21 protein-coding genes are annotated in these 22885 nt (G+C 69.0%); 12 read left to right on the forward strand and 9 right to left on the reverse strand.

Annotation, left to right across the window (positions count from 1 at the left end; translation table 11 throughout):
• Positions 1 to 55: 55 nt before the first annotated feature.
• Entirely contained in the window at positions 56 to 814 is a 759-nt protein-coding gene (locus DK26_RS09390) for an FkbM family methyltransferase (protein WP_066471026.1), read from the reverse strand.
• Positions 811 to 2637 (reverse strand): glucans biosynthesis glucosyltransferase MdoH, encoded by a 1827-nt coding sequence (mdoH, locus tag DK26_RS09395; protein ID WP_083533110.1) that lies wholly within the window; start codon positions 2635 to 2637, stop codon positions 811 to 813. Before mdoH ends, DK26_RS09390 begins: the two co-directional genes overlap by 4 nt.
• Before the next feature lie 160 nt (positions 2638 to 2797).
• On the opposite strand from mdoH, the gene DK26_RS09400 reads away from it, so the two are divergent.
• The 5 genes from DK26_RS09400 to DK26_RS09420 all read left to right on the forward strand — a co-directional run bounded on the left by DK26_RS09400 (position 2798) and on the right by DK26_RS09420 (position 6615).
• The gene (locus DK26_RS09400; protein ID WP_248309945.1) at positions 2798 to 3697 is read left to right on the forward strand and encodes a zinc-binding alcohol dehydrogenase; all 900 of its coding nucleotides are present in this window, start codon (positions 2798 to 2800) and stop codon (positions 3695 to 3697) included.
• Positions 3698 to 3759: 62 nt separating this feature from the next.
• The gene (locus DK26_RS09405; protein WP_066471031.1) at positions 3760 to 4161 is read left to right on the forward strand and encodes a 6-carboxytetrahydropterin synthase; all 402 of its coding nucleotides are present in this window, start codon (positions 3760 to 3762) and stop codon (positions 4159 to 4161) included.
• A complete protein-coding gene (locus tag DK26_RS09410; protein WP_066471037.1) occupies positions 4158 to 5210 on the forward strand; it encodes a glycosyltransferase family 4 protein in 1053 nt (350 codons plus the stop codon). Before DK26_RS09405 ends, DK26_RS09410 begins: the two co-directional genes overlap by 4 nt.
• Positions 5207 to 6046 (forward strand): class I SAM-dependent methyltransferase, encoded by an 840-nt coding sequence (locus tag DK26_RS09415; RefSeq protein ID WP_066471039.1) that lies wholly within the window; start codon positions 5207 to 5209, stop codon positions 6044 to 6046. The genes DK26_RS09410 and DK26_RS09415 overlap by 4 nt, the downstream gene beginning before the upstream one ends.
• 68 nt (positions 6047 to 6114) lie before the next feature.
• On the forward strand, positions 6115 to 6615 hold the full coding sequence (locus DK26_RS09420) for an N-acetyltransferase (RefSeq protein WP_066471040.1): 501 nt from the start codon (positions 6115 to 6117) through the stop codon (positions 6613 to 6615).
• 111 nt (positions 6616 to 6726) lie between these two features.
• Here DK26_RS09420 and DK26_RS09425 read toward each other — a convergent pair whose 3' ends face one another.
• Genes DK26_RS09425 through DK26_RS09440 form a run of 4 tightly spaced genes read right to left on the reverse strand, consistent with a single transcriptional unit; the run spans position 6727 to position 13639 of the window.
• A complete protein-coding gene (locus DK26_RS09425; RefSeq protein ID WP_066471042.1) occupies positions 6727 to 8814 on the reverse strand; it encodes a hypothetical protein in 2088 nt (695 codons plus the stop codon).
• A gap of 35 nt (positions 8815 to 8849) precedes the next feature.
• A complete protein-coding gene (locus DK26_RS09430) occupies positions 8850 to 11669 on the reverse strand; it encodes a DUF4159 domain-containing protein (RefSeq protein ID WP_157089629.1) in 2820 nt (939 codons plus the stop codon).
• A gap of 16 nt (positions 11670 to 11685) precedes the next feature.
• Positions 11686 to 12600: a DUF58 domain-containing protein gene (locus DK26_RS09435; protein WP_066471047.1), complete on the reverse strand. Its 915-nt coding sequence runs from the start codon at positions 12598 to 12600 to the stop codon at positions 11686 to 11688.
• A 10-nt stretch (positions 12601 to 12610) separates the two neighbouring features.
• Positions 12611 to 13639 (reverse strand): MoxR family ATPase, encoded by a 1029-nt coding sequence (locus DK26_RS09440; protein ID WP_066471049.1) that lies wholly within the window; start codon positions 13637 to 13639, stop codon positions 12611 to 12613.
• Between the two features lie 184 nt (positions 13640 to 13823).
• Here DK26_RS09440 and DK26_RS09445 point away from each other — a divergent pair, with 184 nt between their 5' ends.
• The 4 genes from DK26_RS09445 (at position 13824) to DK26_RS09460 (ending at position 16655) form a co-directional block, all read left to right on the forward strand.
• Positions 13824 to 14405 (forward strand): DUF1285 domain-containing protein, encoded by a 582-nt coding sequence (locus DK26_RS09445; protein ID WP_066471051.1) that lies wholly within the window; start codon positions 13824 to 13826, stop codon positions 14403 to 14405.
• Complete coding sequence (locus tag DK26_RS09450; protein ID WP_083533111.1) at positions 14405 to 15082, forward strand: CoA pyrophosphatase; 678 nt, start codon at positions 14405 to 14407, stop codon at positions 15080 to 15082. The genes DK26_RS09445 and DK26_RS09450 overlap by 1 nt, the downstream gene beginning before the upstream one ends.
• A gap of 72 nt (positions 15083 to 15154) precedes the next feature.
• Complete coding sequence (locus DK26_RS09455) at positions 15155 to 15421, forward strand: DUF6111 family protein (protein ID WP_066471053.1); 267 nt, start codon at positions 15155 to 15157, stop codon at positions 15419 to 15421.
• Positions 15408 to 16655 (forward strand): CCA tRNA nucleotidyltransferase, encoded by a 1248-nt coding sequence (locus DK26_RS09460; protein ID WP_066471055.1) that lies wholly within the window; start codon positions 15408 to 15410, stop codon positions 16653 to 16655. The genes DK26_RS09455 and DK26_RS09460 overlap by 14 nt, the downstream gene beginning before the upstream one ends.
• 72 nt (positions 16656 to 16727) lie before the next feature.
• On the opposite strand, the gene hemF is transcribed toward DK26_RS09460, so the two are convergent.
• Genes hemF through DK26_RS09475 form a run of 3 tightly spaced genes read right to left on the reverse strand, consistent with a single transcriptional unit; the run spans position 16728 to position 18646 of the window.
• Complete coding sequence (hemF, locus tag DK26_RS09465) at positions 16728 to 17651, reverse strand: oxygen-dependent coproporphyrinogen oxidase (RefSeq protein ID WP_066471057.1); 924 nt, start codon at positions 17649 to 17651, stop codon at positions 16728 to 16730.
• A 20-nt stretch (positions 17652 to 17671) separates the two neighbouring features.
• Positions 17672 to 18142, reverse strand: coding sequence for a TrmH family RNA methyltransferase (locus DK26_RS09470; protein WP_066471059.1), 471 nt, complete (start codon positions 18140 to 18142; stop codon positions 17672 to 17674).
• Between the two features lie 45 nt (positions 18143 to 18187).
• Entirely contained in the window at positions 18188 to 18646 is a 459-nt protein-coding gene (locus DK26_RS09475; RefSeq protein ID WP_083533112.1) for a RidA family protein, read from the reverse strand.
• A 277-nt stretch (positions 18647 to 18923) separates the two neighbouring features.
• Here DK26_RS09475 and DK26_RS09480 point away from each other — a divergent pair, with 277 nt between their 5' ends.
• From DK26_RS09480 to DK26_RS09490, 3 genes are all read left to right on the forward strand, one after another.
• The gene (locus DK26_RS09480; RefSeq protein WP_066471061.1) at positions 18924 to 20789 is read left to right on the forward strand and encodes an ABC transporter ATP-binding protein; all 1866 of its coding nucleotides are present in this window, start codon (positions 18924 to 18926) and stop codon (positions 20787 to 20789) included.
• Between the two features lie 194 nt (positions 20790 to 20983).
• Positions 20984 to 21535, forward strand: a complete 552-nt coding sequence (petA, locus tag DK26_RS09485; protein ID WP_282568027.1) for a ubiquinol-cytochrome c reductase iron-sulfur subunit — start codon at positions 20984 to 20986, stop codon at positions 21533 to 21535.
• A 60-nt stretch (positions 21536 to 21595) separates the two neighbouring features.
• Entirely contained in the window at positions 21596 to 22879 is a 1284-nt protein-coding gene (locus DK26_RS09490) for a cytochrome b/b6 (RefSeq protein WP_066471063.1), read from the forward strand.
• The last annotated feature ends 6 nt before the right edge of the window (positions 22880 to 22885 follow it).

Below are 22885 nucleotides of genomic sequence, written 5' to 3' on the forward strand. Positions count from 1 at the left end.
GGCGGAAGCGCGTGGCGATCCTGCCTTGCCGGCCAAACCGTTCGGATTGCTGCCGTCAGCGCGGCAGAAATGCGTAGACGTCGCCGGAATTCGCGGCGTGCGGGAGGTCGCGCAGATAGCTGCCCATCGCCTCGGCACCGACGGCCTCGGGAAAGACGAGCGTCTGGCTTTCGCCGAGCGCGACATTGAAGCGGTAGGGGCCGAGCGCCTCGACCAGCGCGAGGCAGGCCTCGGCGACGTCGCGCTGGATGGTGGTGAATTCGAAGGAGAGCGCCGCCGGCGTCCGGGTCAATCCGGCGAGGACATGCGCCTCGAAGCCCTCGACGTCGACCTTGATGAAGGCCGGCAGGCCGTGCTGGCAGATCAGCGCGTCGAGCGTGGTGCTGGGAACTTCGAGCTCGCGATCCCAGATCTGCTCGCGCCAGCCATCGGCATCGACGGCGGCGCCGACGAAATCCGTCGAGACGGTCGAGACCGTCGGGTTCGCGCTGTTGATCCTGAGCGTCACCGTGCCCGGCCGGTCGCCGCAGGCGGCCTCGACCAGCGTGACGTCGGGGTCGCGGCCATGGATCAGCCGGATGGCGCGGGCCGGGCCGGGCTGCGGTTCGAGCGCCACGACGCGGGCGCCGAGTCGGCGAAAACTGGAGATGCGGTCGCCGACATGCGAGCCGATATCGAAGGCAAGGTCGCCAGCTTTCAGGAAGCGCGCATAGAGCGCGTCCATGGCGGCGTTGCGGGCGCTATCGCCATGGTAGACGCGCAGCGAGCGCGACAGGCTCTTGGCGGTGCCCCTGGGGTAGGCGACGGGCTTCATTTCGGCTCGTCCGCCTGGACGGCGACGAGCTCGGGCGGCGGGTCGAAATCCTCGGGAATGCCGCAAAGGCCGCGGCGCGCGAACCAGCGCCCGAGCGCGGGGGAGGCGGTGAGCATGGCGAAGGGGATGGCGAGGACATAGCCGGCCGTCAGCGGCAGCGACCAGATCAGCACCGTCGGCGAGAGCAGAGCGAGCGTGCCGAAGATGTAGAGACCGAAGAGCAGATGCGGCCAGAGCCCCGCGAAGGCGGTGGCGAAGGAGAGGGCGTGGGCGTCGCGGGCCTGGCCGTTCCAGCCGATCTTCGCCTTGCCGAAGGCGAGGCCGACCATGAAGATCGTCGTGCGGAAGGTCGAGACCGCGCCCTGCAGGAAGGCGAAGACGACCTCGATCAGGGAGGAGACGAGGAAGCGCCCGGTGCCGCCATAGCGCTTCGTGCCGCCCTTGCTGAGCAGGATGTCGGCGAAGCCGGCGAGCTTCGGCGAAAGATACATGGCGAAGAACAGCACATAGAAGAAGGCGGCGAAGCCGGCCGGATAGGCGGCGAGGCCGCGATCCTCCCAGACCTTGAGCGGCAGGAGCGCGATCATCAGCGTCCAGGCCGGCAGGCCGATGAACATCAGGATCGCCCAGGCGAGCTGGAAGCGGCTCATGAACTTGAGCCCCGGAATATCCATCAGCTTGAGATATTGCAGGTTGCCGAGGCACCAGCGCAGGTCGCGCTTGGCGAATTCGAGCATGGTCGGCGGGTTTTCCTCCCAGCTGCCCATCTCGACCGGCAGCACCCGGACCTCGTAGCCGGCGCGGCGCATCAGCGTCGCCTCGACCTGGTCATGGCTCATGACGGGGCCGCCTAGCGGCGGACCGCCGGGCAGGACCGGCAGATGGCATGCGTCACGGAAGGGCGCGATCCGGACCAGGGCGTTATGCCCCCAGAACGGTCCGCAATCGCCGATCCACCAGGCTGAGCCCATCGTATAGGGCCGCATGCCGTGGCGCATGCCGAACTGGAAAATGCGGGCAAAAGCGGACTTGCTCGGCATGCCAACCACAAGGCTCTGCAGGATGCCGAGCTTCGGCAAGGCCTGCATCATCCGCGTCATCCTGACGATGGCGTCACCGGACATGACGCTATCGGCGTCGAGCGGCAGCATCAGCTCGTAGCGGTCGCCCCAGCGCTCGCAGAAATCGCGGACATTGCCGGCCTTGTAGCCGGCATTGTCGGTGCGGCGGCGATAGGTCAGGCGCGAGGCGTCGCCGATCGTCGCGGCGAAGGCGGCGGCGAGCTTCTCCTCGGCCTCGGTCACGGCGGCGTCGTTGGTGTCGGAGAGCACGAAATAATCGAACCAGGCGCCTTCGCCGGTCGCGTCAAGGCTCTGCTTGACGATGGCGAGCCGGCGGAAGGCGCGGGCCGGGTCCTCGTTGCGCAAGGTCATCAGGATCGCCGTGCGGATGGCGAGCGGCGTCGGTTCGTCGCCGGCCGCTGCGAAGGGCGCGACCCGCTCGAGCCCGTCCTCGACGCCATGCAGCAGCCAGAGGCCGATCGCTGCATTCCAGAAGCCGAGCACCGTCCAGGGCGCGCCGACCAGGAAGGCGATGAAGATCACGATGTCGGCGAGGCTCCAGCCGCCGGCCACCAGCACATGGGCGAGGCCGTAGAGCAGGGCGGCGAGCGTCGCGAGGTTGAGACCTGCGACTAGCAGGCGGCGCAGGCGCAGCACCGCGGTGCGCTGCATGCCAGCCGGCGTGAAGCCTCTCTTGTCCCCGGCATCATTGCGCTCTTGCGCCGCCGCCTGGAACGTGTTCGGACCGGGGCGCTGGTTCATGGCGGTCTCTGTCATGCGATGGGCTGAGCTGAAGCTGCAGGGAACGTCGCGGAGGGTCAGCGTGATAGAACCGGCAAAGCCCGCCAAGGCAAGCGGCAAAGCGGCTGCGACCGCGCTCTGGTATGTCGGTCCGCGTGAATGCGCCCTGAACGATGTCGAATTGACGCAGCGCGGTGCCGAGGACTGCCTCGTCCGGACGCTGTGGAGCGGCATCAGCCGCGGCACGGAACGGCTGGTCTTCGAGGGGAGGGTGCCGCCCGCGGAGCATGAACGCATGCGGGCGCCGTTCCAGGAGGGGGCGTTCCCGTTCCCGGTCAAATACGGCTACTGCGCCGTCGGGATTGTCGAGGAGGGGCCTTCGGCGCTGATCGGCGAGACGGTGTTCTGCCTGCATCCTCATCAGGATCGCTTCGTGGTGCCGGCGAGCCGTGTCGCGATCGTGCCGAAGGCCGTGCCGGCGCGGCGCGCCGTGCTCGCCGCCAACATGGAAACCGCGCTCAACGCGCATTGGGATGCCGGCTCCGGCCCGGCCGATCGCATCGTCGTGGTCGGTGGCGGCGTGCTCGGCCTGCTGACCGCCTTCATCGCCGCGCGGCTGCCGGGCGCAGAGGTGACATTGGTCGATGTCGATCCTGCCCGCGCTGCATTGGCAGAGGCGCTCGGCTTCGGCTTCGCTCTGCCACCAGACGCTCCGGGGGATGCCGACCTCGTCTTCCACGCCAGTGCCAGTGCGGCGGGGCTCGCGACTGCGATCGGCGCTGCCGGCTTCGAAGCCCGGATCGTCGAACTCAGCTGGTATGGCGAGGGCGCGGTCGCGGCCCCGCTGGGCGGGGCCTTCCATTCGAGGCGGCTGCAATTGGTTTCGTCGCAGGTCGGGCAGGTTTCGCCCTCGCGCCGGCCGCGCTTCGATTATGCCCGCCGGACGCAGGCGGCGCTCGCATTGCTGGCGGATGAGCGGCTCGATGCGCTGATCTCGGAGGAGATCGCATTCAGGGATGCGCCGGCGCATCTGCCGGCGCTGTTCGCCGGCAGCGGCATCACGGCGGTGCTGCGCTATTGACCTTGAAGGGTAGGCAGAAGCGCGCGACGGGCTTAAGCAGACTGCGCTGAAGGAGACTGCCCATGTTTTCCGTCGAAGTCCGCGACCGCATCATGATCGGCCATTCGCTGCCCGATCCCTTCTTCGGCCCGGCGCAGGCCATGCATGGCGCGACCTTCGTCGTCGATGTCGCCTTCTTCCGCGAGAACCTGACGCGGCACAACGTGGTCGTCGATATCGGCGCGGCGCTATCCGTGCTGAATGAGACGCTGAAGCCGCTGAACTATAAGAATCTCGACACGCTGCCGCAGTTCCGGGACGTGCTGACCACCACCGAATTCCTCTGCAAGTACATCTTCGATGCGATGGCGGCGGCGGCCCGCTCCGGCAAGCTCGGCGCGGACGCGGCCGATCTCGCAAAGATCCGCGTCACCCTGCACGAGACCGACCTTGCCCGCGCCAGCTATGAGGGCGCGCTCGCGTGAGCGAGATCGTCTTCGCCATCCCCGGCGATCTTACGCTGCCTACCGGCGGCTACGGTTATGATCGACGGCTGTTGGCGGAGTGGGAAGCGATGGGGGTGTCGGCACGCCATCTCGGACTCCCCGGCAGCTTCCCGGCGCCGAGCGAGGCCGATCTCGCCGAGACCGGCAGGGCGATCCTGTCGCAGCCCTATGAGAGCGTGCTGCTGATCGACGGGCTGGCCTATGGCGCCTTTCCGGAAGGCATCGCCGCCGGGCTCGCCGGACGCGTCGTCGCGCTGGTGCATCATCCGCTCGGCCTCGAGGCGGGCCTGCCCCCGGAGCGCGCCGCTGCCCTGCTGGCCAGGGAGACGGCGGCGCTGCGCTATGCCAGCGCAGTGATCGTAACCAGCCAGAGCACCAAGAGGCTGCTGGTCGCTGATTTCGACGTGCCGGAAGCCCGGATCACTGTGGCTGAGCCCGGCGTCGACCCGGCGCCGCGCGCCGTCGGCTCACAGGCGGGGGCGCCGCTGCAACTGCTGGCCGTGGGCTCGCTGGTGCCGCGCAAGGGCTATGACGTGCTGGTCGCGGCGCTTGCCGGGCTCGAGGATCGCAGCTGGCGCCTGACCATCATAGGCGTGGCGGATCGCGCGCCCACGACCGCGGCGGCGCTTGCGGCCCAGATCGCGGAGGCGGGTCTTGGCGACCGTATCCATCTCGCCGGGGCGGTCGATCAGCCGTCGCTGGAAGCGGCCTATGCCGCCGCCGATCTCTTCGTCATGCCCTCGCTGTTCGAGGGCTACGGCATGGTGTTGACCGAAGCCCTGGCGCGCGGTTTGCCGATCCTATGCACCACCGGCGGAGCTGCCGCCGAGACGGCGCCGGATGCCGCCGCGCTCAAGGTTCCGCCCGGCGACATTGCCGCGCTGGGGGCTGGGCTCGTCCGCCTGCTCGACGATGCCGGGGAGCGCAGAAGCCGCTCCGATGCAGCCTGGCATGCAGCAGGTGCATTGCCGCGCTGGCGAGACACCGCGACAATCGTCGCGCAAACCTGTGCGAAGGTGTCACCATGAGTGGATTCTCCCCGGACTGGCTCGCCTTGCGCGAGCCGGCCGACCATGCCGCCCGCAACCCGCAGGTGCTGGCTGCGGTCGGTGCCGCCTTTGCCAGTCGGCAGTCGCTGACCATCGTCGACCTCGGCTGCGGCGCGGGCTCGAATCTGCGCGGCACCTATTCTGCGCTGCCGGCGCGCCAGTACTGGACGCTGGTCGATTTCGACCCGGCCCTGCTGGCCGTGGCCCGCGAGCGCCTCACCGCCTGGGCCGACGAGGCGGAGGCGCTGGGCGAGGAGCTGGTGCTGCGCAAGGGCGACAAGTCGCTGACCGTCGATTTCCGCAAGGCCGATCTCAACACCGATCTGGAATGGGTGCTCGGCTGGCAGCCGGACCTCGTCACCGCCGCCGCGCTGTTCGACCTGACCTCGGTACGCTGGCTCGAGCGTTTCGTCGCCTCGCTGGCGAGTCAGCGCCTGCCGCTCTACACCGCGCTGACCTATGACGGGCGTGAGAGCTGGGAGCCGGCCCACCCCGCCGATGCGAAGATGCTGGCCGCTTTCAACCACCACCAGCACAGCGACAAGGGTTTTGGCCCTGCCGCCGGCCCGGAAGCGACCGAGACGCTGGCGCAGGCCTTCCGCAAATCGGGCAGCGCCGTTACCGTGGGCGAGAGCCCCTGGGTGCTGGACGCCGGCAGCGCCGCGCTGACGCGCGAGCTCACGGCCGGCATCGCAGCGGCAGTGGCGGAGACCGGCCATGTCGATGCGGAGACGATCGCGAGCTGGCTCGCGGCGCGTGCCAAGGCGGGTTCCGGCCGGATCGGCCATCAGGACCTCTGGGCCCGGCCGGTCTGACGCTGCTGGGGTTCGCGGCCACGACACGATTGCCATTTCATGCAAATTCCGCCATCCCGCTGCCGACCATGACCTCCCTGCCTCTGACCATCCGCCAGGAACTGCCGGGCGACGCCGCGGCGATCGAGCGCCTGCATGAGCGCGCCTTCGGGCCGGGGCGCTATGCTCGCACCGCATTTCGCCTCCGAGAGGGCAGGCCACCGGACCCGGCGCTGTCCTTCGCCAGCCATGTCGGCACCTTCCTGGTCGGCTCGGTCCGAGTGACGCCGATCCTGGCGGGCGGCGGGCCGGGGTTAATGCTGGGACCGCTGACAGTCGATCCGGCCTTCGAGGGGCGCGGCATCGGCGCTGCGCTGATGAACGCGGCGATCGAGGCGGCGCGCGGCCAGGGCCATGAGCTGATCCTGCTGGTTGGCGACGCGCCCTATTACGCGCGATTCGGCTTCAAGCCGGTGAAGCCCGGCCAGCTCGTCCTGCCCGGGCCGGCCGATCCCGGCCGCTTCCTGGCGCTGGAGCTCGTCGACGGCGTGTTGGCCAAGCGCAGCGGCGCGGTGGCGACGCTCAGATAGGCAAGGGCGTTATTCTCGGGCTCGACCCGAGAGTATCCTGACGAGAAGGCGGGGGCTGGAAACTCCTCCGGCCTGAGATGCTCGGGGCAAGCCCGAGCATGACGGCGGTCGTCACCCCTCGCGCTTGAACCTGCGGCCGCTCTCGCCGATCCAGCCGGCGACCAGCGCGCCGAACAGCAAAGCGAGACCGATCAGCCCGATGAACAGCGGGGAGATCTGCACGCCGCGGACGATGCCGGAATCGCTGATGCGCAGGCCGATCCAGTCGGCACCGGCGAATTGCCGGCCCGAGCGCACGGGCACGATGCGCGGCACGCTGACGCCCGAGCCGTTCTCCTGGCCGATACGGCGCGAGGAGCCGCCGGTCGCTTCCGCCAACGCCTGCAGCTGGGTGGGGTCGCTGACCACCTCCATCAGCTCGCGTGGGTTCTCCGGGCCGACGCTGGCGAAGGCGGTGAGGTTCTCGCTGGTGACCTTGTGCAAGCCGAACTCCGTCGTCGCCGTGCGGGCGGTGAACAGGCCGGGGCGGCCGGGCTCGAAGGGCACGGTGCGGGTCGAGCCGTCGGGAGCGGTGATCGTCGCCGGGGCCGGCGCATCGCCCAAGGTCTGGCGTTCGATCTCGAGATTGCGACCGCGGGCGACGGCGCGCAGCGCCTCCTCCTCCAGGTCCGGCTCCTTCATCAGCCAGTGGCCGAGCCGGCGCAGCAAATCGAGATGCGGACCGCCATCGCGGAAGCCGCGGGCCCAGAGCCAGGCATGGTCGGAGAGGAAGAGGGCGACGCGGCCCTTCTGCTCGCGTGCCAGCATCAAAAGCGGGCGCTCGCCCGGACCGGTCATCACGGCCGAGCCGGTACGGGCGCGGGCGCCGACCATGCGCAGCCATTCGCCCCAGCGCGGCGGCTCGACCTCGGCGCCCGGCAGGTCGCGGGTGACCGGGTGGCGGCGGCCGGGCTCGCTGACGCGGGCGCGGTAGGCCTCGTCGATGACGCTGCCATCGGGCTGCGCCGGCAGGATCTGGCCGAGCGGCGTACGCGCGAGCGATTGCGAGCCGGAATATTCCGGGCCGGCGGCGACCAGCAGGGCGCCGCCCTCGCGGACATAGCGGACGATGTTGTCGAAGTAGAGCAGCGGCAGGATCGACTGGTTGGCGTAGCGGTCGAAGATGATCAGGTCGAAATCCCTGATCTTGACCTGGAACAGCTCACGCGTCGGGAAGGCTATCAGCGAGAGCTCGTTGATCGGCGTGCCGTCCTGCTTCTCCGGTGGGCGCAGGATGGTGAAGTGGACCAGGTCGACATTGGCGTCGGCCTTGAGCAGATTGCGCCAGGTGCGCTCGCCCGGATGCGGCTCGCCCGAGACCAGCAGCACGCGCAGCTTGTCCCTGACGCCCTCGATGGTGATGACGGCGCGGTTGTTGGCGAGCGTCAGCTCGTTGTCGAGTGGCGCGGCCTCGATCTCGACGACGTTCGGCCCGCCGCGGTCGATCCTGACCGGCACCTGCACCGTCTGCCCGGCGATGACCTCGCGGCGCGCGATGACCTCGCCGTCGCGGCGCACGGTGAGCGCGGCGCGGCCCGGGCCGCCCTTCTCGACGACGCGCAGGCGGATGTTCTGATCCTTGCCGACGATGCCGAAGCGCGGAGAATCGACGAGCACGATGCGCCGGTCGATCTCGCGCTCGCGGCCGGTGGTCAGAACGTGCAGCGGGGCGCGCAGGCCGAGTGCTTCGGCATTGGCCGGTGCATCATGGGCGAGGCCGTCGGTGATCACGATCGCTCCCGCGACGCGCTCGGAGGGAACGTCGGCGAGGCTGGAGGCCAGCGCCTCGAACAGCCTTGTGCCGTCGCCGGCGCCCTGCGCATCGGTGACCTCGACGGTACGCGTCTCGACTCCGCTGACGCCGCGCAACTGGTTCTCGACCTCGGCCTGGGCGGCCTGCGTCTGCGCACTGCGATCGGAGAGGCGGTTCGAGCCGGAGCGGTCGACGACGACGGCGACGACGTCCTTGACCGGCTCGCGCTCCTCGAAGACCAGCGACGGGTCGGCGAGGGCGATGGTCAGTACGGTCAACGCCAGGGCGCGCAGGATGGCGCTGCGGCCGGCGAGCACCAGCGCCGCGCCGGCGGCGAGCGCGGCCAGCACCGCGAGCCCGATCAGCAGCGGCAGCGGCACCAGCGGGGCGAAGGTCAGGCTCCACATCGGCTAGAATTCCAATCCCATGCCGGTCCGCCGCATCACTGCCCGAGCCTTTCGAGCAGGGCCGGGACGTGAACCTGGTCGGCCTTGTAGTTGCCGGTAAGGGCGTACATCACGAGGTTGACGCCGGCGCGCAGAGCCATTTCGCGCTGGCGTGGATCGCTGCCCGACATCGGCACCAGCGCCTCGCCGCGCCGGCCGACTGCCCAGGCCGAAGCGAGATCGTTGGAGGTGATGACGATCGGCGAGACGCTGTCGCCGGCGCGGGCCGGGCGCCGGCCATCCTCGCCCGCCGGCGGCAGGATCTCGACCCAGGTCGTGCCGGTGTCATAGCGGCCGACGAAGCCGTCGAGGATGTAGAAGGTCTTGGTCAGGACGTGGTCGCGCGGGATCGGCTCCAGCTCCGGAATGTCGAGCGTCTGCAGCATGCGCCGGAGCTGGTCGCCCTCGGGCGTTGCGCCGCCGCCGGGCCGGGAGCTCATCGCATCGCGGGTGTCGAAGATCACGAGGCCGCCGCCCTTCATATAGGCTTCGAGCTTGCGCAGGGTCTCGGCCGAGGGGATTGGCCGCCCGGCGACGACCGGCCAGTACAGGATCGGGAAGAAGGCGAGCTCGTCGCGGGCGACGTCGACGCCGACGGCTTCGCCCGGCTCGAGCGCGGTGCGGGCGCCGAGCACGATGTTGAGCCCGGCCAACCCGGCCTTCGACATGTCGTCAACCGCCTTGTCGCCGGTGACGACATAGGCGAGGCGCGTGACCGCTCCGGCGGCGAAGAGCTCGCGCGGGATCGGCGGGCGCTGGTCGGCCGGCGCGGCGGGCACGGGGGCGGGCTGCTGCGCCAGCAGAGGCTGGGGCAGCGCAAGCAGGCCGAAGCCGAAGGCGAGCAGGAGCGCGACAGGCGCGGCGCGCCGGCGGGCGATGTTGAGCCGCCCGCCGAGCCAGAGCGTCGCCAGCGTGTCGGCGACGAGGAGGACGAGCGCCAGCACGAGAAGCAGCGGCCGGATATCCTTCGCCACCGGCTGGTCGACCGGCAGCAGCGGCGCACCGAGCGAAGCGAGATCGAGGGCGGCGAGCGTGTCGGCCGGAGCGAGCGTGTTCACGGCCATGGTTCCGTCGCTGGGCCCGTAAATGCCGGGCGGATGCGCCAGGATCGCACGGCCGGTGAAGCTGCGCGGTACCGGCTGGGCCGTCACCGGCGGACTGCGGAAGGCGCCGAGCCCATCGAGGACGCGGGTCGGCGACAAGGTCTCGACCCGGGCATCGCCCGCCTGCGGCTCGGCGGCATTGGCCCCGGACAGCGAGACGATCTTGCGCAGCATCTCGACGAAGAGGCCGGAGAGCGGCAGGTTCGACCAGGTCGTGTCGGCGGTGACGTGCATCATCGCGAGCATGCCGTCGCCGCGGCGTTCGCCGGTGACGACCGGCGTGCCGTCCTCCAGCGCCGCCCAGGTTTTGCGGGCGAGGTCGGCCTCGGGCTCGGCCAGGATCTGGCGGCTGACGCGGATCTCGTCGCTGATCTGGGCGCCGAAGAAGGGGCTCTCGCGGTTGAACGGGGCGAGCTTGCGCGGCGTCTCCCAGGACAGGCCGCCGCCGAGCGTGCGTCCGCCGCGGCGCAGGCGCACCGGCGTCAGCTCGTCGGAGGCCGCGGCCAGGCGCGCGCCGGCGAAGCGCAGCAGCACGCCGCCGCGCTCGATGAAGGCGTTGACCTTGTCGGCGGTATCGCGGTCGAGCGCGCCGATATCGGCCAGCACCAGCACGGAGAGATTCTGGGCCAGCAACTCGCCGATCGGGTCGGTCGAGCCGGCACGCGGCTCGCGGATCTCGGCGAAGGGGGAGAGCGCCCGCGAGACGTAGTAGGTCGGGGAGAGCAGGGGCTGGGCGGTATCGGCGGTGGCGCCGGAGACGATGCCGACGCGGCGCCGCTTGGCACGGTCATCGAGCAGCGCGACCGCTCCGGCGCTGCGCTCGCCGACGATCTCGAGCCGGGAGACGGCGTTGCGGACCTCGATCGGCAGGGTGAGCCGGGCGCTGGTCTGCAGTTCCGTGGCGCCGAAGACGAAGGGGGCGTCGCCGAGCGGCAGGCCCTTGAGGTCGAGCGCCCGGACCTGGCCACTGGCGGCGGCATTCACGCTCGGACGCAGCACCTTGACGGTGAGTGCGCCGGCGAGGTTCTCAGGTGCGGTCAGCGCGAGCTGGTCGGCCGGGCTGGTATGGATCGACAGGCGTCCCGCCGAGGCTTCCTGCCGCATTCTTGCGAGGAAATCATCGTCGCCGCCGAGCCCAAGCCCGTCGGCGATCCAGACGGTTTCGGCCTGCGGCTGGGCGCGCCAGAAGGCTTCGAGGCGCTGGAGATGCGCGCCGCGATCGGGCGCATGGGGCTGCAGCGAAAAGGCGCGCAGGCGCTCGACCGCGGCGCGCGGCTCGGACAGCGCGATCTCGGCCGGAGCTTCGGCGAGGCCGACGAGCGCAACGGCGCGGCCGTCGCGGGCTGCGGCGGCGACGCGGTTCTCAGCGATCGCCAGCCGCTCCGTCCAGTCGGTCGCGGCGCCGAAGCCATTGTCGATCACCAGCAGCATCGGGCCGCGCAGGGCCGCAGCGTCGCGCACCGGGTTCCAGACCGGGCCGGCGACGGCGAGGATCGCGAGCGCCGCCACCGCCATGCGTAGCGCCAGCAGCCACCAGGGCGTGTGAGCCGGCATTTCGCGCTTGGCGACGAGGTCGCGCATGATCTTCAGCGGCGGGAAATCGATCCGGCGCGGACGCGGCGGCGTGACCCGCAGTATCAGCCAGAGCGCCGGCAGCAAGGCGAGCGCGATCAGGGCCAGCGGGGCTGAGAAGGCGATCGGTAGGGATGACAGCATGGCTCGCCCTCCCTCAGCCGCCCGGGCCGCGCGCGGCGGCGATCAGGCTGGCGACGCGCAGCACTGCCTCGCTGGCCGGTCGGTCGGTGCGATGCAGGGTCAAGGTCCAGCCGGCATGGCGGCAGGCCTCGCGGATGGCGTCGCGATGCGCCTGCAGGCGCTGGCGATATTCCTCGCCCCAGGCGCCGGCATCGCCGACGCGCAACGACAGCCCGTCCTCGAGATCGAACAGCTCGGCCTGGCCGGAGAAGGGGAAGGTCTCCTCGATCGGGTCGACAATCAGGAGGATGTGGCCCTTGGCACCGCTGCTCGCCATGGTGGCGATCCGCCTCGCCAGCCCGTCCGCCGGGGTGAGCGCGTCGGTGATCAGGATGGCGTCGGCAAGCCGCGGGAGCGGCTGGTCCGGCGGCAGGTCGGCCTCGCCGCCTTGCCTGTCGGTGAGGATCGCCTGCGCCAGCGTCTCGACGACGCGGCGCGAGGCCAGCGCCCGGGTCAGGCCCATATGGCCGACGCGTTCGCCGCCCTCGACCAGCGCTTCGGCGAGCGCGAAGCCGCAGACGAGGGCGCGATCGATCTTGCTCGCCTGTGCGAGCGAGGAGGAAAAGCCCATCGATGGCGAGCGGTCGATCCACAGCCAGATCGCGTGCGAGGCCTCCCATTCGCGCTCGCGCACGAAGAGATGGCCATCGCGGGCGGAGCGGCGCCAATCGATGCGCGAGGCGGATTCACCGGCGACCAGCGGCCGGTACTGCCAGAAGGTCTCGCCGGGCCCGGAGCGGCGGCGACCATGGATGCCGTGCACGCTGGCCGAGACCCGGCGCGCCTCGAGCACCAGCCGTGGCAGGCGGGCGGCGAGATCGAGCGAGGCCTTCAGGACCGGCTGGGCCGGCTGGCGTTCAGCCGGCCCGAGGACGCGCGTGCGCAGCATCAGCTTTCCCTCATCCGAGGCGCTCGACCAGCCTGGCGACGACGCTTTCGACTGTCTCGCCATCGGCGCGCGCGGCGAAGGTCAGGGCGATGCGGTGCTTCAACACCGGCGCCGCGAGAGCCGCGACATCGTCGATCGAGGGAGCGAGGCGGCCTTCGACCAGCGCGCGGGCGCGGGCGGCGAGCGTCAGCGCCTGGCTGGCGCGCGGGCCCGGACCCCAGGCCAGCTTGTCGGTGACCGCCTTGTCGCCATCGCCGGGGCGGGCCGAGCGGACGAGATCGAGAATGGCGTCGACCACGGCCTCGCCGACGGGCAGGCGGCGTACCAGCCGCTGCGTCGACATCAGCGTCTCTGCCGTCATCGCCTGGACGGGCTTGTGCTCGGCGACGCCGGTGGTCTCGAGCAGGATACGGCGCTCCGCCTCGCGATCGGGATAGTCGACGTCGATCTGCAGCAGGAAACGGTCGAGCTGGGCTTCGGGCAGCGGATAGGTGCCCTCCTGCTCGATCGGGTTCTGGGTGGCGAGGACATGGAACGGCGCCGGCAGGTCATGGCTCTCGCCGGCGACGGTGACATGGTGCTCCTGCATCGCCTGTAGCAGCGCCGATTGGGTGCGCGGCGAGGCGCGGTTGATCTCGTCGGCCATCAGGAGCTGGGCGAAGACCGGGCCGCGGATGAAGCGGAAATGGCGCTTGCCGTCTGCGCTCTCGTCGAGAACCTCGGAGCCGAGAATGTCGGAAGGCATCAGGTCGGGGGTGAATTGCACGCGCCGTGCCGAGAGGCCGAGCACCGTGCCCATCGCTTCGACAAGCTTGGTCTTGGCGAGGCCGGGCACGCCGACGAGCAGGCCGTGGCCGCCGGCGAGCAGCGTGACCAGCGAGAGGTCGACGACCTTCTGCTGGCCGAAAATCACCTGGCCGATCTCATCGCGGGCGGCGCCGATGGCGGCAAGGGCCGCCTCGGCGGCCTCGACGACGCCGTCGTCGAGATTGATCGGGGCTCCGGCCTCCTGGGACTGTGCGCGGGCTTGCGCCACCATGACGATCTCCTTCAGCCTCGCCGCGGCGCGGCCATGACCTTTGTTCCGGAACTGTGGCCCCGGGGAGGGACCGGCTCAAGGGGCCTGTGCGTGCCGGTGCACAACACTGCGCTTCACGATTATGTAGAGTTCAAGGCGAGAAAGCGATGCAACCGGCATGCCGCAGGCAGGAAACAGGTCACAGATGAGTGAGACGGGAAGCGCCATGGACCGGCTGCTCGGCGCGCTGGGTAACGGTAAAACGCGCGGCCTGCCGCCGGTAGAGCGCTGGAATCCGCCTTTTTGCGGCGATCTCGACATGCGTATCGCCAGCGACGGCACCTGGTTTTATCTGGGCACGCCGATCGGCCGTCCAGCTCTGGTCAAGCTCTTCTCCTCGGTGCTGTGGCGCGAGGGGGCTGATTACTTTCTCGTGACCCCGGTCGAAAAGGTCGGGATCAAGGTCGAGGATGCGCCGTTCCAGGCGGTGGAGATGGCGGTCTCAGGGGAGGGGGATGCCCGTAGCATCGCCTTCCGCACGCAGGTCGACGAGGTCGTGAATGTCGATGGCGCGCATCCGATTCGGTTCGAGCGCTCCCACGGCGACGGGGTGAAGCCCTATGTCCATGTCCGGCGCGATCTCTGGGCGCGGGTGACGCGGGCGCTGACCTACGACCTGCTGGCGCTCGGGGAGGTCCGCGAGGTCGATGGTGTCGCGCAGTTCGGCGTCGTGGTCGCGGGAGCGTTCTACGTCGTCGCGCCGGCAAGCGAGATCGAGGGACTGTGATGCCGGTTACAGGGCGGCTGCTGCGACAGGGCCAGGATTGGGATTTCTCCGATATCGCCGATGTGCTGGCAGGAAGGCTGCGCGCCGTCCCACCGGCTTTCGGCGACCTGATCGCCCGGCCGCGCGGCGACCATGATTTGCAGGAGGAACCCGTCGAGGTTCCGGACGAGGCAGCCGCGATCGAGGCGGCGGTGCTGATCCCGATCGTGCTGCATCCGGGCGAGCCGACCGTGCTGCTCACCCAGCGGGCAACCGCGCTGCGCAATCATTCCGGGCAGGTCGCCTTCCCCGGCGGGCGGGTGGATGCGGTCGACGGCTCGCCGCTGATCGCAGCGCTGCGCGAGGCGGAGGAGGAGATCGGGCTGGCGCGCGACAGGGTCCGGACCGTCGGTTATCTCGACGCCTATCTGACCGGGACCGGCTATCGTGTCGTGCCGGTGGTCGGGCTGGTCGAGCCGCCGCTTGCGCTGACGATCAATCCGCATGAGGTCGACGAGGCCTTCGAGACCCCGCTCTCCTTCCTGATGGACCCGGCCAATCACCAGCGCCATGGCCGCGAATGGAAGGGGCGACGTCGTACCTACTATGCGATGCCGCATGACGGTCACTATATCTGGGGTGCGACGGCCGGGATGATCCGCAATCTTTACGAGCGCCTCGCCGCCGGAGAGCTGTGAGAAGAGTATGATGCCGTTCGAATATCTGACGTCCGCCTTCGGCATGATGCTCGTGGGGATAGGTCACGCCTGATGCTGCGCACGCTGATCGAGGAGTTCCTGCTCTTCGTCCTGCCCTTCTGCCTGTTCGCGGGCTATCTCGTGATCCGGCGGCGCAATCCGTTCGACGTCGAGCACTGGAGCGGCCATTTGTTCTGGCTCTCGGTGGTCGGGCTCGTCCTCGGCATCTCCGCCTTCATCTATGCCGGCATCGTCGCGCCGCGTCACACCGGCGCTTTCGTGCCGCCGCATGTCGAGGGCGGGCGGCTGGTGCCGGGCGAATTCAATGACAAGCCCTGAGCACCGGCTCGCGCCGCTGCTGGCGCGGGAGGAGATCGCGGCGCTGATGGCGGCGCTGAACCGGGACGGCGAGGAGGCGCGCATCGTCGGCGGCGCCGTCCGCAACGCGCTGCTCGGCGAAGATGTAGCCGATATCGATATCGCGACGACAGCGCTGCCGGAGGAAACGGTGCGGCGGGCGAAGGCTGCCGGCTTCAAACCGGTGCCGACCGGGATCGAGCATGGCACGATCACCGTCGTCGTCTCCGGCATGCCTTTCGAGGTCACAACGCTGCGCCGCGATGTCGAGACCGATGGCCGCCACGCCGTCGTCGCCTTCGGCCGCGATTTCCGGGAGGATGCGCTGCGGCGGGACTTCACGATCAATGCGCTGGGGCTCGATGCCGCCGGCAGGCTGCACGACTATGCCGGGGGGCTGGCCGATCTGGCGGCGCGCCGGGTCCGCTTCATCGGGCAGGCACGCGAGCGCATCGCCGAAGACTACCTGCGTATCCTGCGCTTCTTCCGTTTCCATGCCCGCTATGGTGCCGGCGAGCCGGACAAGGCGGCTTTCGACGCTTGCACCGAGGGGCGAGCCGGGCTCGGCGGCCTGTCGCGCGAACGAGTGCGGGCCGAACTGCTGAAGCTGCTCGCCGCGCCGCGCGCCGCGGCGACTCTGCGGGCGATGGCGGGGGCAGGGCTGCTGGTACCGGTCATCGGCGGCGTGCCGCAGCTCTCGCGCTTCGAGGCTGTTGCGGCAGACGGCGAAAAGGGTGGGGATCGCGTCCATCCGGATTTCAGGCTGGCGGCCCTGGCGGTCCTGACCCGCGAGGACGCGACGCGGCTGCGCGAAAAGCTGCGGCTGTCGAACGCCGAGTCCGGGCGGATCGAGGCGATTGCGCTGGCCCTCGAGGCGATCGCTGGGCGCGAGAGCCTGCCTGCCCTCGCCGAACTGCGCGAGACGGCGCACCGTGTCGGGACCGATGCGGTCGCCGCGGCGCTCGTCTTGCTGAACGCCACCGCGGGCGCGGCGCGGGCGGAGGAAGGGCAGGCGCTCATCGCCGGCCTCGGCCAGACGCCGCGGTTCCTGCCGAGCGGCAAGGATCTGCTGGCGCTCGGCGTGGCGGCGGGGCCGCTGCTCGGGCAGGTGCTGGAGCAGGCGCGGCGCGACTGGATCGCGGCCGGCTGTCCGGCCGGGCGCGACGAGCAGATGGCGCTGGTCGCAAAAGCGGCCGCTGTGCTGTCGCCCGCATAAGCTTACCGGTCGCCCGGAGCGCCGCTGCTGCGGGGCTTCGGGGTAATAACCGGCCTCAGCGACGGGCCGTGATCACGGCCACCGTACCGTCGGCGGCAACGAGGACAGGATCGAATCGACATTGCCGCCGGTGCGGAGACCGAAGATCGTGCCGCGGTCGTAGAGCAGGTTGAACTCGACATAGCGGCCGCGGCGGACCTGCTGCTCGTGCCGGTCGGCCTCGGTCCACGGCGTGCCGAGATTGGCGCGCATGATCCTCGGGTAGATGTCGAGGAAGGCCTCGCCCACGGCGCGGGTGAAGGCGAGATCGGCCTCCGGCTCGCCGCTCCAGACATAATCGTAGAAGATGCCGCCGATGCCGCGCGGCTCGCCCCGATGCTTCAGGAAGAAATACTCGTCGCACCACGCCTTGAAGCGGGCATAGTCGGCGACGCCGGCATGCGCCTCGCAAGGCGCCCGCATCGCGGCGTGGAAGGCCTGCGCGTCCGGGTCGTCCTGCTCGCGCCGGCGCACCAGAACCGGCGTCAGGTCGGCGCCGCCGCCGAACCAGGGCTTGGTCGTCACGACGAAGCGGGTGTTCATGTGCACGGTCGGCGCGTGCGGGTTCCAGGGATGGGCGATCAGCGAAATGCCGGTGGCGTGGAAGCGCGGATCCTCGGCCGAGCCCGGGATCTGGCCGGCGAATTCCGGCGCAAAGGTGCCGTGCACGGTCGAGACGTGGACGCCGACCTTCTCGAAGACGCGCCCGCTCATCAGCGACATCACGCCGCCACCGCCGGGCGCGCCGTCATGGTTGCGGCGCTGCCAAGGCGTGCGGACGAAGCGGCCCGGCGTCGCGGTTTCCGGTGGGTAGGGGCCGACAGCCTCATCCTCCAGCGTCTCGAAGGCGGCGCAGATGCGGTCGCGCAGGCTTTCGAACCAGGCGGCCGCGCGTGGCTTCAGCGCCTCCACGGTGGCGGGGTCGAAGCTCGGGCTCGCAGTCTCTTGCTTTTGCATGTCTGTCTCGTTCGAACGCGTCAGGCGGCCGGGGCGGGATAGCCGCCAAGCTGCCGCAAGGCCTCGCCAACTACCAGCGCTGCGGCGATCGCGACATTGAGCGAACGCAAGCCCGGGCGCATCGGCACATGTACGCTGGCTTCGGCCGCCGCCGCGACCTCAGGCGGGACGCCGGCCGATTCGCGCCCGACCAGCACGATGTCGCCGGGCTGGAACGCGAATTCCGTATGGGCGACGGCGCCGTCCGTTTCCGCTAGGATCAGGCGATGGCCGACCTCGCGGCGCCAGTTCTCGAAGGCGGCGAAGGAATCATGTCGCTGAATCGCGGCGCGCTCGAGATAGTCCATGCCCGAGCGACGGAAATTGCGGTCGGACACATCGAAGGAGGCCGGCTCGACAATGTCCACGGCGACACCGAGGCAGGCTGCCATGCGGATCATCGTGCCGGCGTTCTGCGGGATGTCTGGCTGGTAGAGGGCGAGGCGCAGCATGGGCGCGTCATCCGCGCTGCGCCTGCCGGCGTCAAGGCATGACGCTCAGGGGCGGACGGCGATGGCGACGATCTCGACCTTCGCATCAAGGGGAAGGCGCGCGACCTCGACCGTGGCGCGCGCTGGCGGGGCGGTCTTGAAATAGCTGCCATAGACCCCGTTCATCTTGCCGAAATCGTTGAGGTCCTTCAAGAAAACGTTGGTCGAGACGATATGGTCCATGGTCAGGCCGTCGGCTTCGAGCACGGCCTTGAGGTTTTCCAGCGTCTGCCTGGTCTGGTCCTCGATGTTGGCGTCCTTCATGAACTGCTTGGTCTTCGGATCGATCGCGACCTGCCCGGCGAGAAACACCATGTTCCCGACCTTGATCGCCTGCGAATAGGGGCCGATCGCCTCGGGCGCGTTCGGTGTCGCGATCACCGTCTTGCCCGCGGTCTGGGCAATGGCCTGTGTGGCCAGAAGCAGTGTGCCCGCCAAGGCGAGCGCGGCGTGAAACCTGATCATCGAGCAGACCTCCGGATCGCCGTCTTCATGCGCGGCGCGGCCTCATGCTCTGTGGTGTGATGATGCCCGGCAAGCGGGAAACCGGCGCGATTGCAACTTAAGTTGGGAGTCTTTCGTCGTAGATCCTGCGGCCACTGCAGGGCGACGCGCTTGCGCCATGCTGCAGTCTGCTGTCATGGCATGACGGAGCTGCGCTTGCAGGCTCTGGTTGCCGCAAGGCGCACGCACCATATCGGTCACGTAGCCATTGCCTGCCTAGGAGGGCGATCCCACGTCCATGTTCGCCCCGCTGTTCCGGTTCCTCGAAAGCCGCGTCGACGTCTTCGAGCCCTTCGACGAGACCAAGACGCCGCCACGCGGCGTCTTCCCTTTCATGTGGCATCACATCAAGGGCGTGAAGGGTTGGATGGCGCTGATCATGCTGACCGGCCTCGGCTTTTCCGGCATCGAGGCGGCGATGTATCTGATGGTCGGCTGGTTCGTCGACCTGCTCACCACCCAGTCGCCCGAGACGGTTTTCCGAGAGCATGGCTGGCTGCTCGCCGGCGCGGCTTTCCTCGTGGTGGTGGTGCGGCCACTCATCTATTTCGCCAACCACGCGATCGTCGACCAGGTCGTGGTGCCGCAGATCACCAACCAGATCCGCTGGCGCAACCATGTCTACACGCTCGGCCACGCGCTTTCCTATTTCCAGAACGACTTCGCCGGTCGGCTCTCCGCCCGGGTGATCCAGGCCGGCCAGGCCATTCGCGGCGCGACGATCGAGGTGATCGACGACCTCTGGTACGCGCTGATCTTCGCCTCGGTGGCTATCGGCTTCTTCGGTTCGACCAGCCTCTGGCTCGCCCTGCCGGTGATCGTCTGGCTCGCGGCCTATGTCGCGCTGCTGATCTATTTCGTCCCGCGCGCCAAGAAGCGCTCGGAGGCGAACTCGCTCGGTCGCTCGACCACGACCGGGCGCATCGTCGACGCCTACACCAACATCCTGACGGTCAAGCTCTTCGCCCGTGCCGACGCCGAGCGCTCGGCGGTGCGCGATTCGCTGACGCGCTGGAACGATTCCTTCCTCAACCTGTCGCGGCTGATCACCGGGGTCAGCGTCATCCTGCAGACGATGAACAGCCTGCTCGTCGTGGTGACGGCCTGGCTCTGCCTGATGCTGTGGAGCCAGGGCGAAATGACCCCCGGCGCGGTGGCTGCGTCAATCGGTCTCGTACTGCGTCTCGTCCAGATGTCGACCTGGCTGATCCACCTCGTGCGCGGCATCTTCGAGAATATCGGCTCGGTGCAGGAGAGCATGGAGACGATTGCCAAGCCGCACGACCTCAGCGACGCACCGGATGCAAAGCCGCTGGCGGTCACCCAAGGCGCCGTGCACTTCGAGCATGTCCGCTTCAACTATGGCCGCAAGACCGGGCTGTTCGAGGATCTCGACCTCGCGATCCGGCCTGGTGAGAAGGTCGGGCTGGTCGGCCCGTCCGGCGCCGGCAAGTCGACGCTGGTCAACCTCCTGCTGCGGCTCTACCCGCTCGAAAGCGGGCGCATCCTGATCGACGGGCAGGACATCGCCGGGGTCACGCAGGAATCGCTGCGGGCGCAGATCGGCATGGTGACGCAGGACAATTCGCTGCTGCACCGCTCGATCGGCGACAATATCGCCTATGGCCGGATCGGCGCCACGGAAGCCGAAATCGCCGAGGCGGCGCGGCGCGCCGCCGCCCATGACTTCGTGATCGGCCTGACCGACCAGGACGGACGCAAGGGCTTCGAATCGCGGGTCGGCGAACGCGGCGTCAAGCTCTCGGGCGGCCAGCGTCAGCGCATCGCGATCGCCCGCGTGCTGCTCAAGGACGCGCCGATCCTGATCCTCGACGAGGCGACGTCCGCCCTCGACTCGGAGGTCGAGGCCGAGATCCAGGCGCAGCTCACCACGCTGATGGAAGGCAAGACGGTGATCGCCATCGCCCATCGACTTTCGACGATCGCGGCGCTCGACCGGCTGATCGTGCTCGACAAGGGCAAGATCGTCGACAGCGGTAGCCATGCCGAGCTCGTCGCGCGCGGCGGGCTCTACGCCCGGCTCTGGGCGCGTCAGTCGGGCGGCTTCCTGGCGCTGGCCGACAGCGACCAGATTCCGGTCTGAGCCTGCCGCAAGGCCGGGTTGCTGCGCCGCGACAGGCTGCGGCGCGAGCGACAGTAGACTTCATCAAAACTGCATGCCAAAGAGCCCCGAGCCGACAAGCTGCCTCACGGCGGCGGAGGCTGGCGTTCGCGTTGCGGGCGCCTGACATTTTTGTTTGAGCCGGCAGGGCCGGCGGCCGAGTAGGGAACTGGATCGTGGCGCACGCGACCGAGACGACAGGCACCGAGACCACCCGCCGTGACTTCCTGATGCTGGCGACCGGTGCTGCAGGCATTGTTGGAGCCGGCGCGGTCCTGGTGCCGCTGATCAGCCAGCTCGCCCCCGACGCGCAGACCGTCGCCGCCGGCGCCCCGATCGAGCTCGATCTGGCTCCGATCGCGGAAGGTCAGGCGATCAAGCTGTTCTGGCGCGGCAAGCTGGTGTTCGTGCGTCACCGCACGAAGAAGGAGATCGACGAGGCGCGGGCGGTGAACGTCGCGACGCTGCCCGATCCGCAGTCCGACCAGGATCGCGTCAAGGAAGGCCACGCGCAGTTCCTCGTGGTGTACGGCAACTGCACCCATCTCGGCTGCGTGCCGCTCGGCAATGCGCCGGGAGACCCGAAGGGCGATTACGACGGCTGGTTCTGCCCGTGCCACGGCTCGCACTACGATTCGTCGGGCCGCATCCGCAAGGGACCTGCGCCGCTGAATCTTCCTATCCCGCCCTACGCATTCACGGCGGACACCAAGATCAAGATCGGCTGAGCCTGATTAAACGGGCGAAGACGGCATTCAGCGGATTTGAGAGAGCTTGAGGCGAGCAGCATGAGCGGGCACAGCACCTATCAACCGAAGACGGGTATCGAGCGTTGGCTCGACGCGCGCCTGCCGATCGTGCGGCTGATGCACGATTCAGCGGTGTCCTATCCGGTGCCGCGCAACCTCAACTATCTGTGGACCTTCGGCGGCATCCTGATGTTCATGCTGGTGGCCCAGATCATCACCGGCGTGGTCCTGGTGATGCACTACACGCCGCATGCCACGATGGCCTTCAACTCCGTCGAGCACATCATGCGCGACGTGAACTATGGCTGGCTGCTGCGCTATCTGCACTCCAACGGCGCCTCGATGTTCTTCGTCGCCGTCTACATCCACATCTTCCGCGGTCTCTACTACGGCTCGTACAAGGCCCCGCGCGAGGTGCTCTGGATCCTCGGCGTCGTCATCTTCCTGCTGATGATGGCCACCGCCTTCATGGGCTACGTCCTGCCCTGGGGTCAGATGTCCTTCTGGGGCGCGACCGTCATCACCAACCTGTTCTCGGCGCTGCCGGTGATCGGCGAGACGATCGTCACCTTCCTGTGGGGTGGCTACTCGGTCGACAACCCGACGCTGAACCGCTTCTTCTCGCTGCACTACCTGCTGCCGTTCATGATCTTCGGCGTGGTGATCCTGCACATCTGGGCGCTCCACGTCGTCGGCCAGAACAACCCGACCGGCGTCGAGGTGAAGAACGTCGCCAAGGACACGGTGCCCTTCACCCCCTATGCGACGATCAAAGACCTGTTCGGCATGGTCTGCTTCATGTTCGTGTTCGCCTATTTCGTGTTCTATCAGCCGAACTTCATGGGCCACGCCGACAACTACATTCCGGCGAACCCGGCGGCGACGCCTGCCCACATCGTCCCGGAATGGTACTTCCTGCCGTTCTACGCGATCCTGCGCGCCATCCCGGACAAGCTCGGCGGCGTCATCGCCATGGGCGCTGCCATCGCGATCCTCGCCTTCCTGCCCTGGATCGACACCTCCAAGATCAAGTCGATGACCTATCGTCCGATCGCCCGCCAGTTCTTCTGGGCGTTCCTGGTGGTCTGTATCGCGCTCGGCTATCTCGGCGCCATGCCGGCGGAAGGCGGCTACGTCATCGCCTCGCAGATCTTCACCGTTCTCTATTTCGGCTACTTCGTCGCGCTGGCTCTGATCGGCATCTTCGAGCGGCCGCGGCCTCTGCCTGCTTCCATTGCGGACTCGGTGCTGGGCAATCTCCAGGGCGGTTCGGGCGCGCGTCTCGGCGCCGCCACCGCCTCCGCACCGAACGCCAAGGGTTGATGAGAC

Origin of the sequence: Allobosea sp. WAO (genome assembly GCF_001509835.1) — a bacterium.
Taxonomy (GTDB): domain Bacteria; phylum Pseudomonadota; class Alphaproteobacteria; order Rhizobiales; family Beijerinckiaceae; genus Allobosea.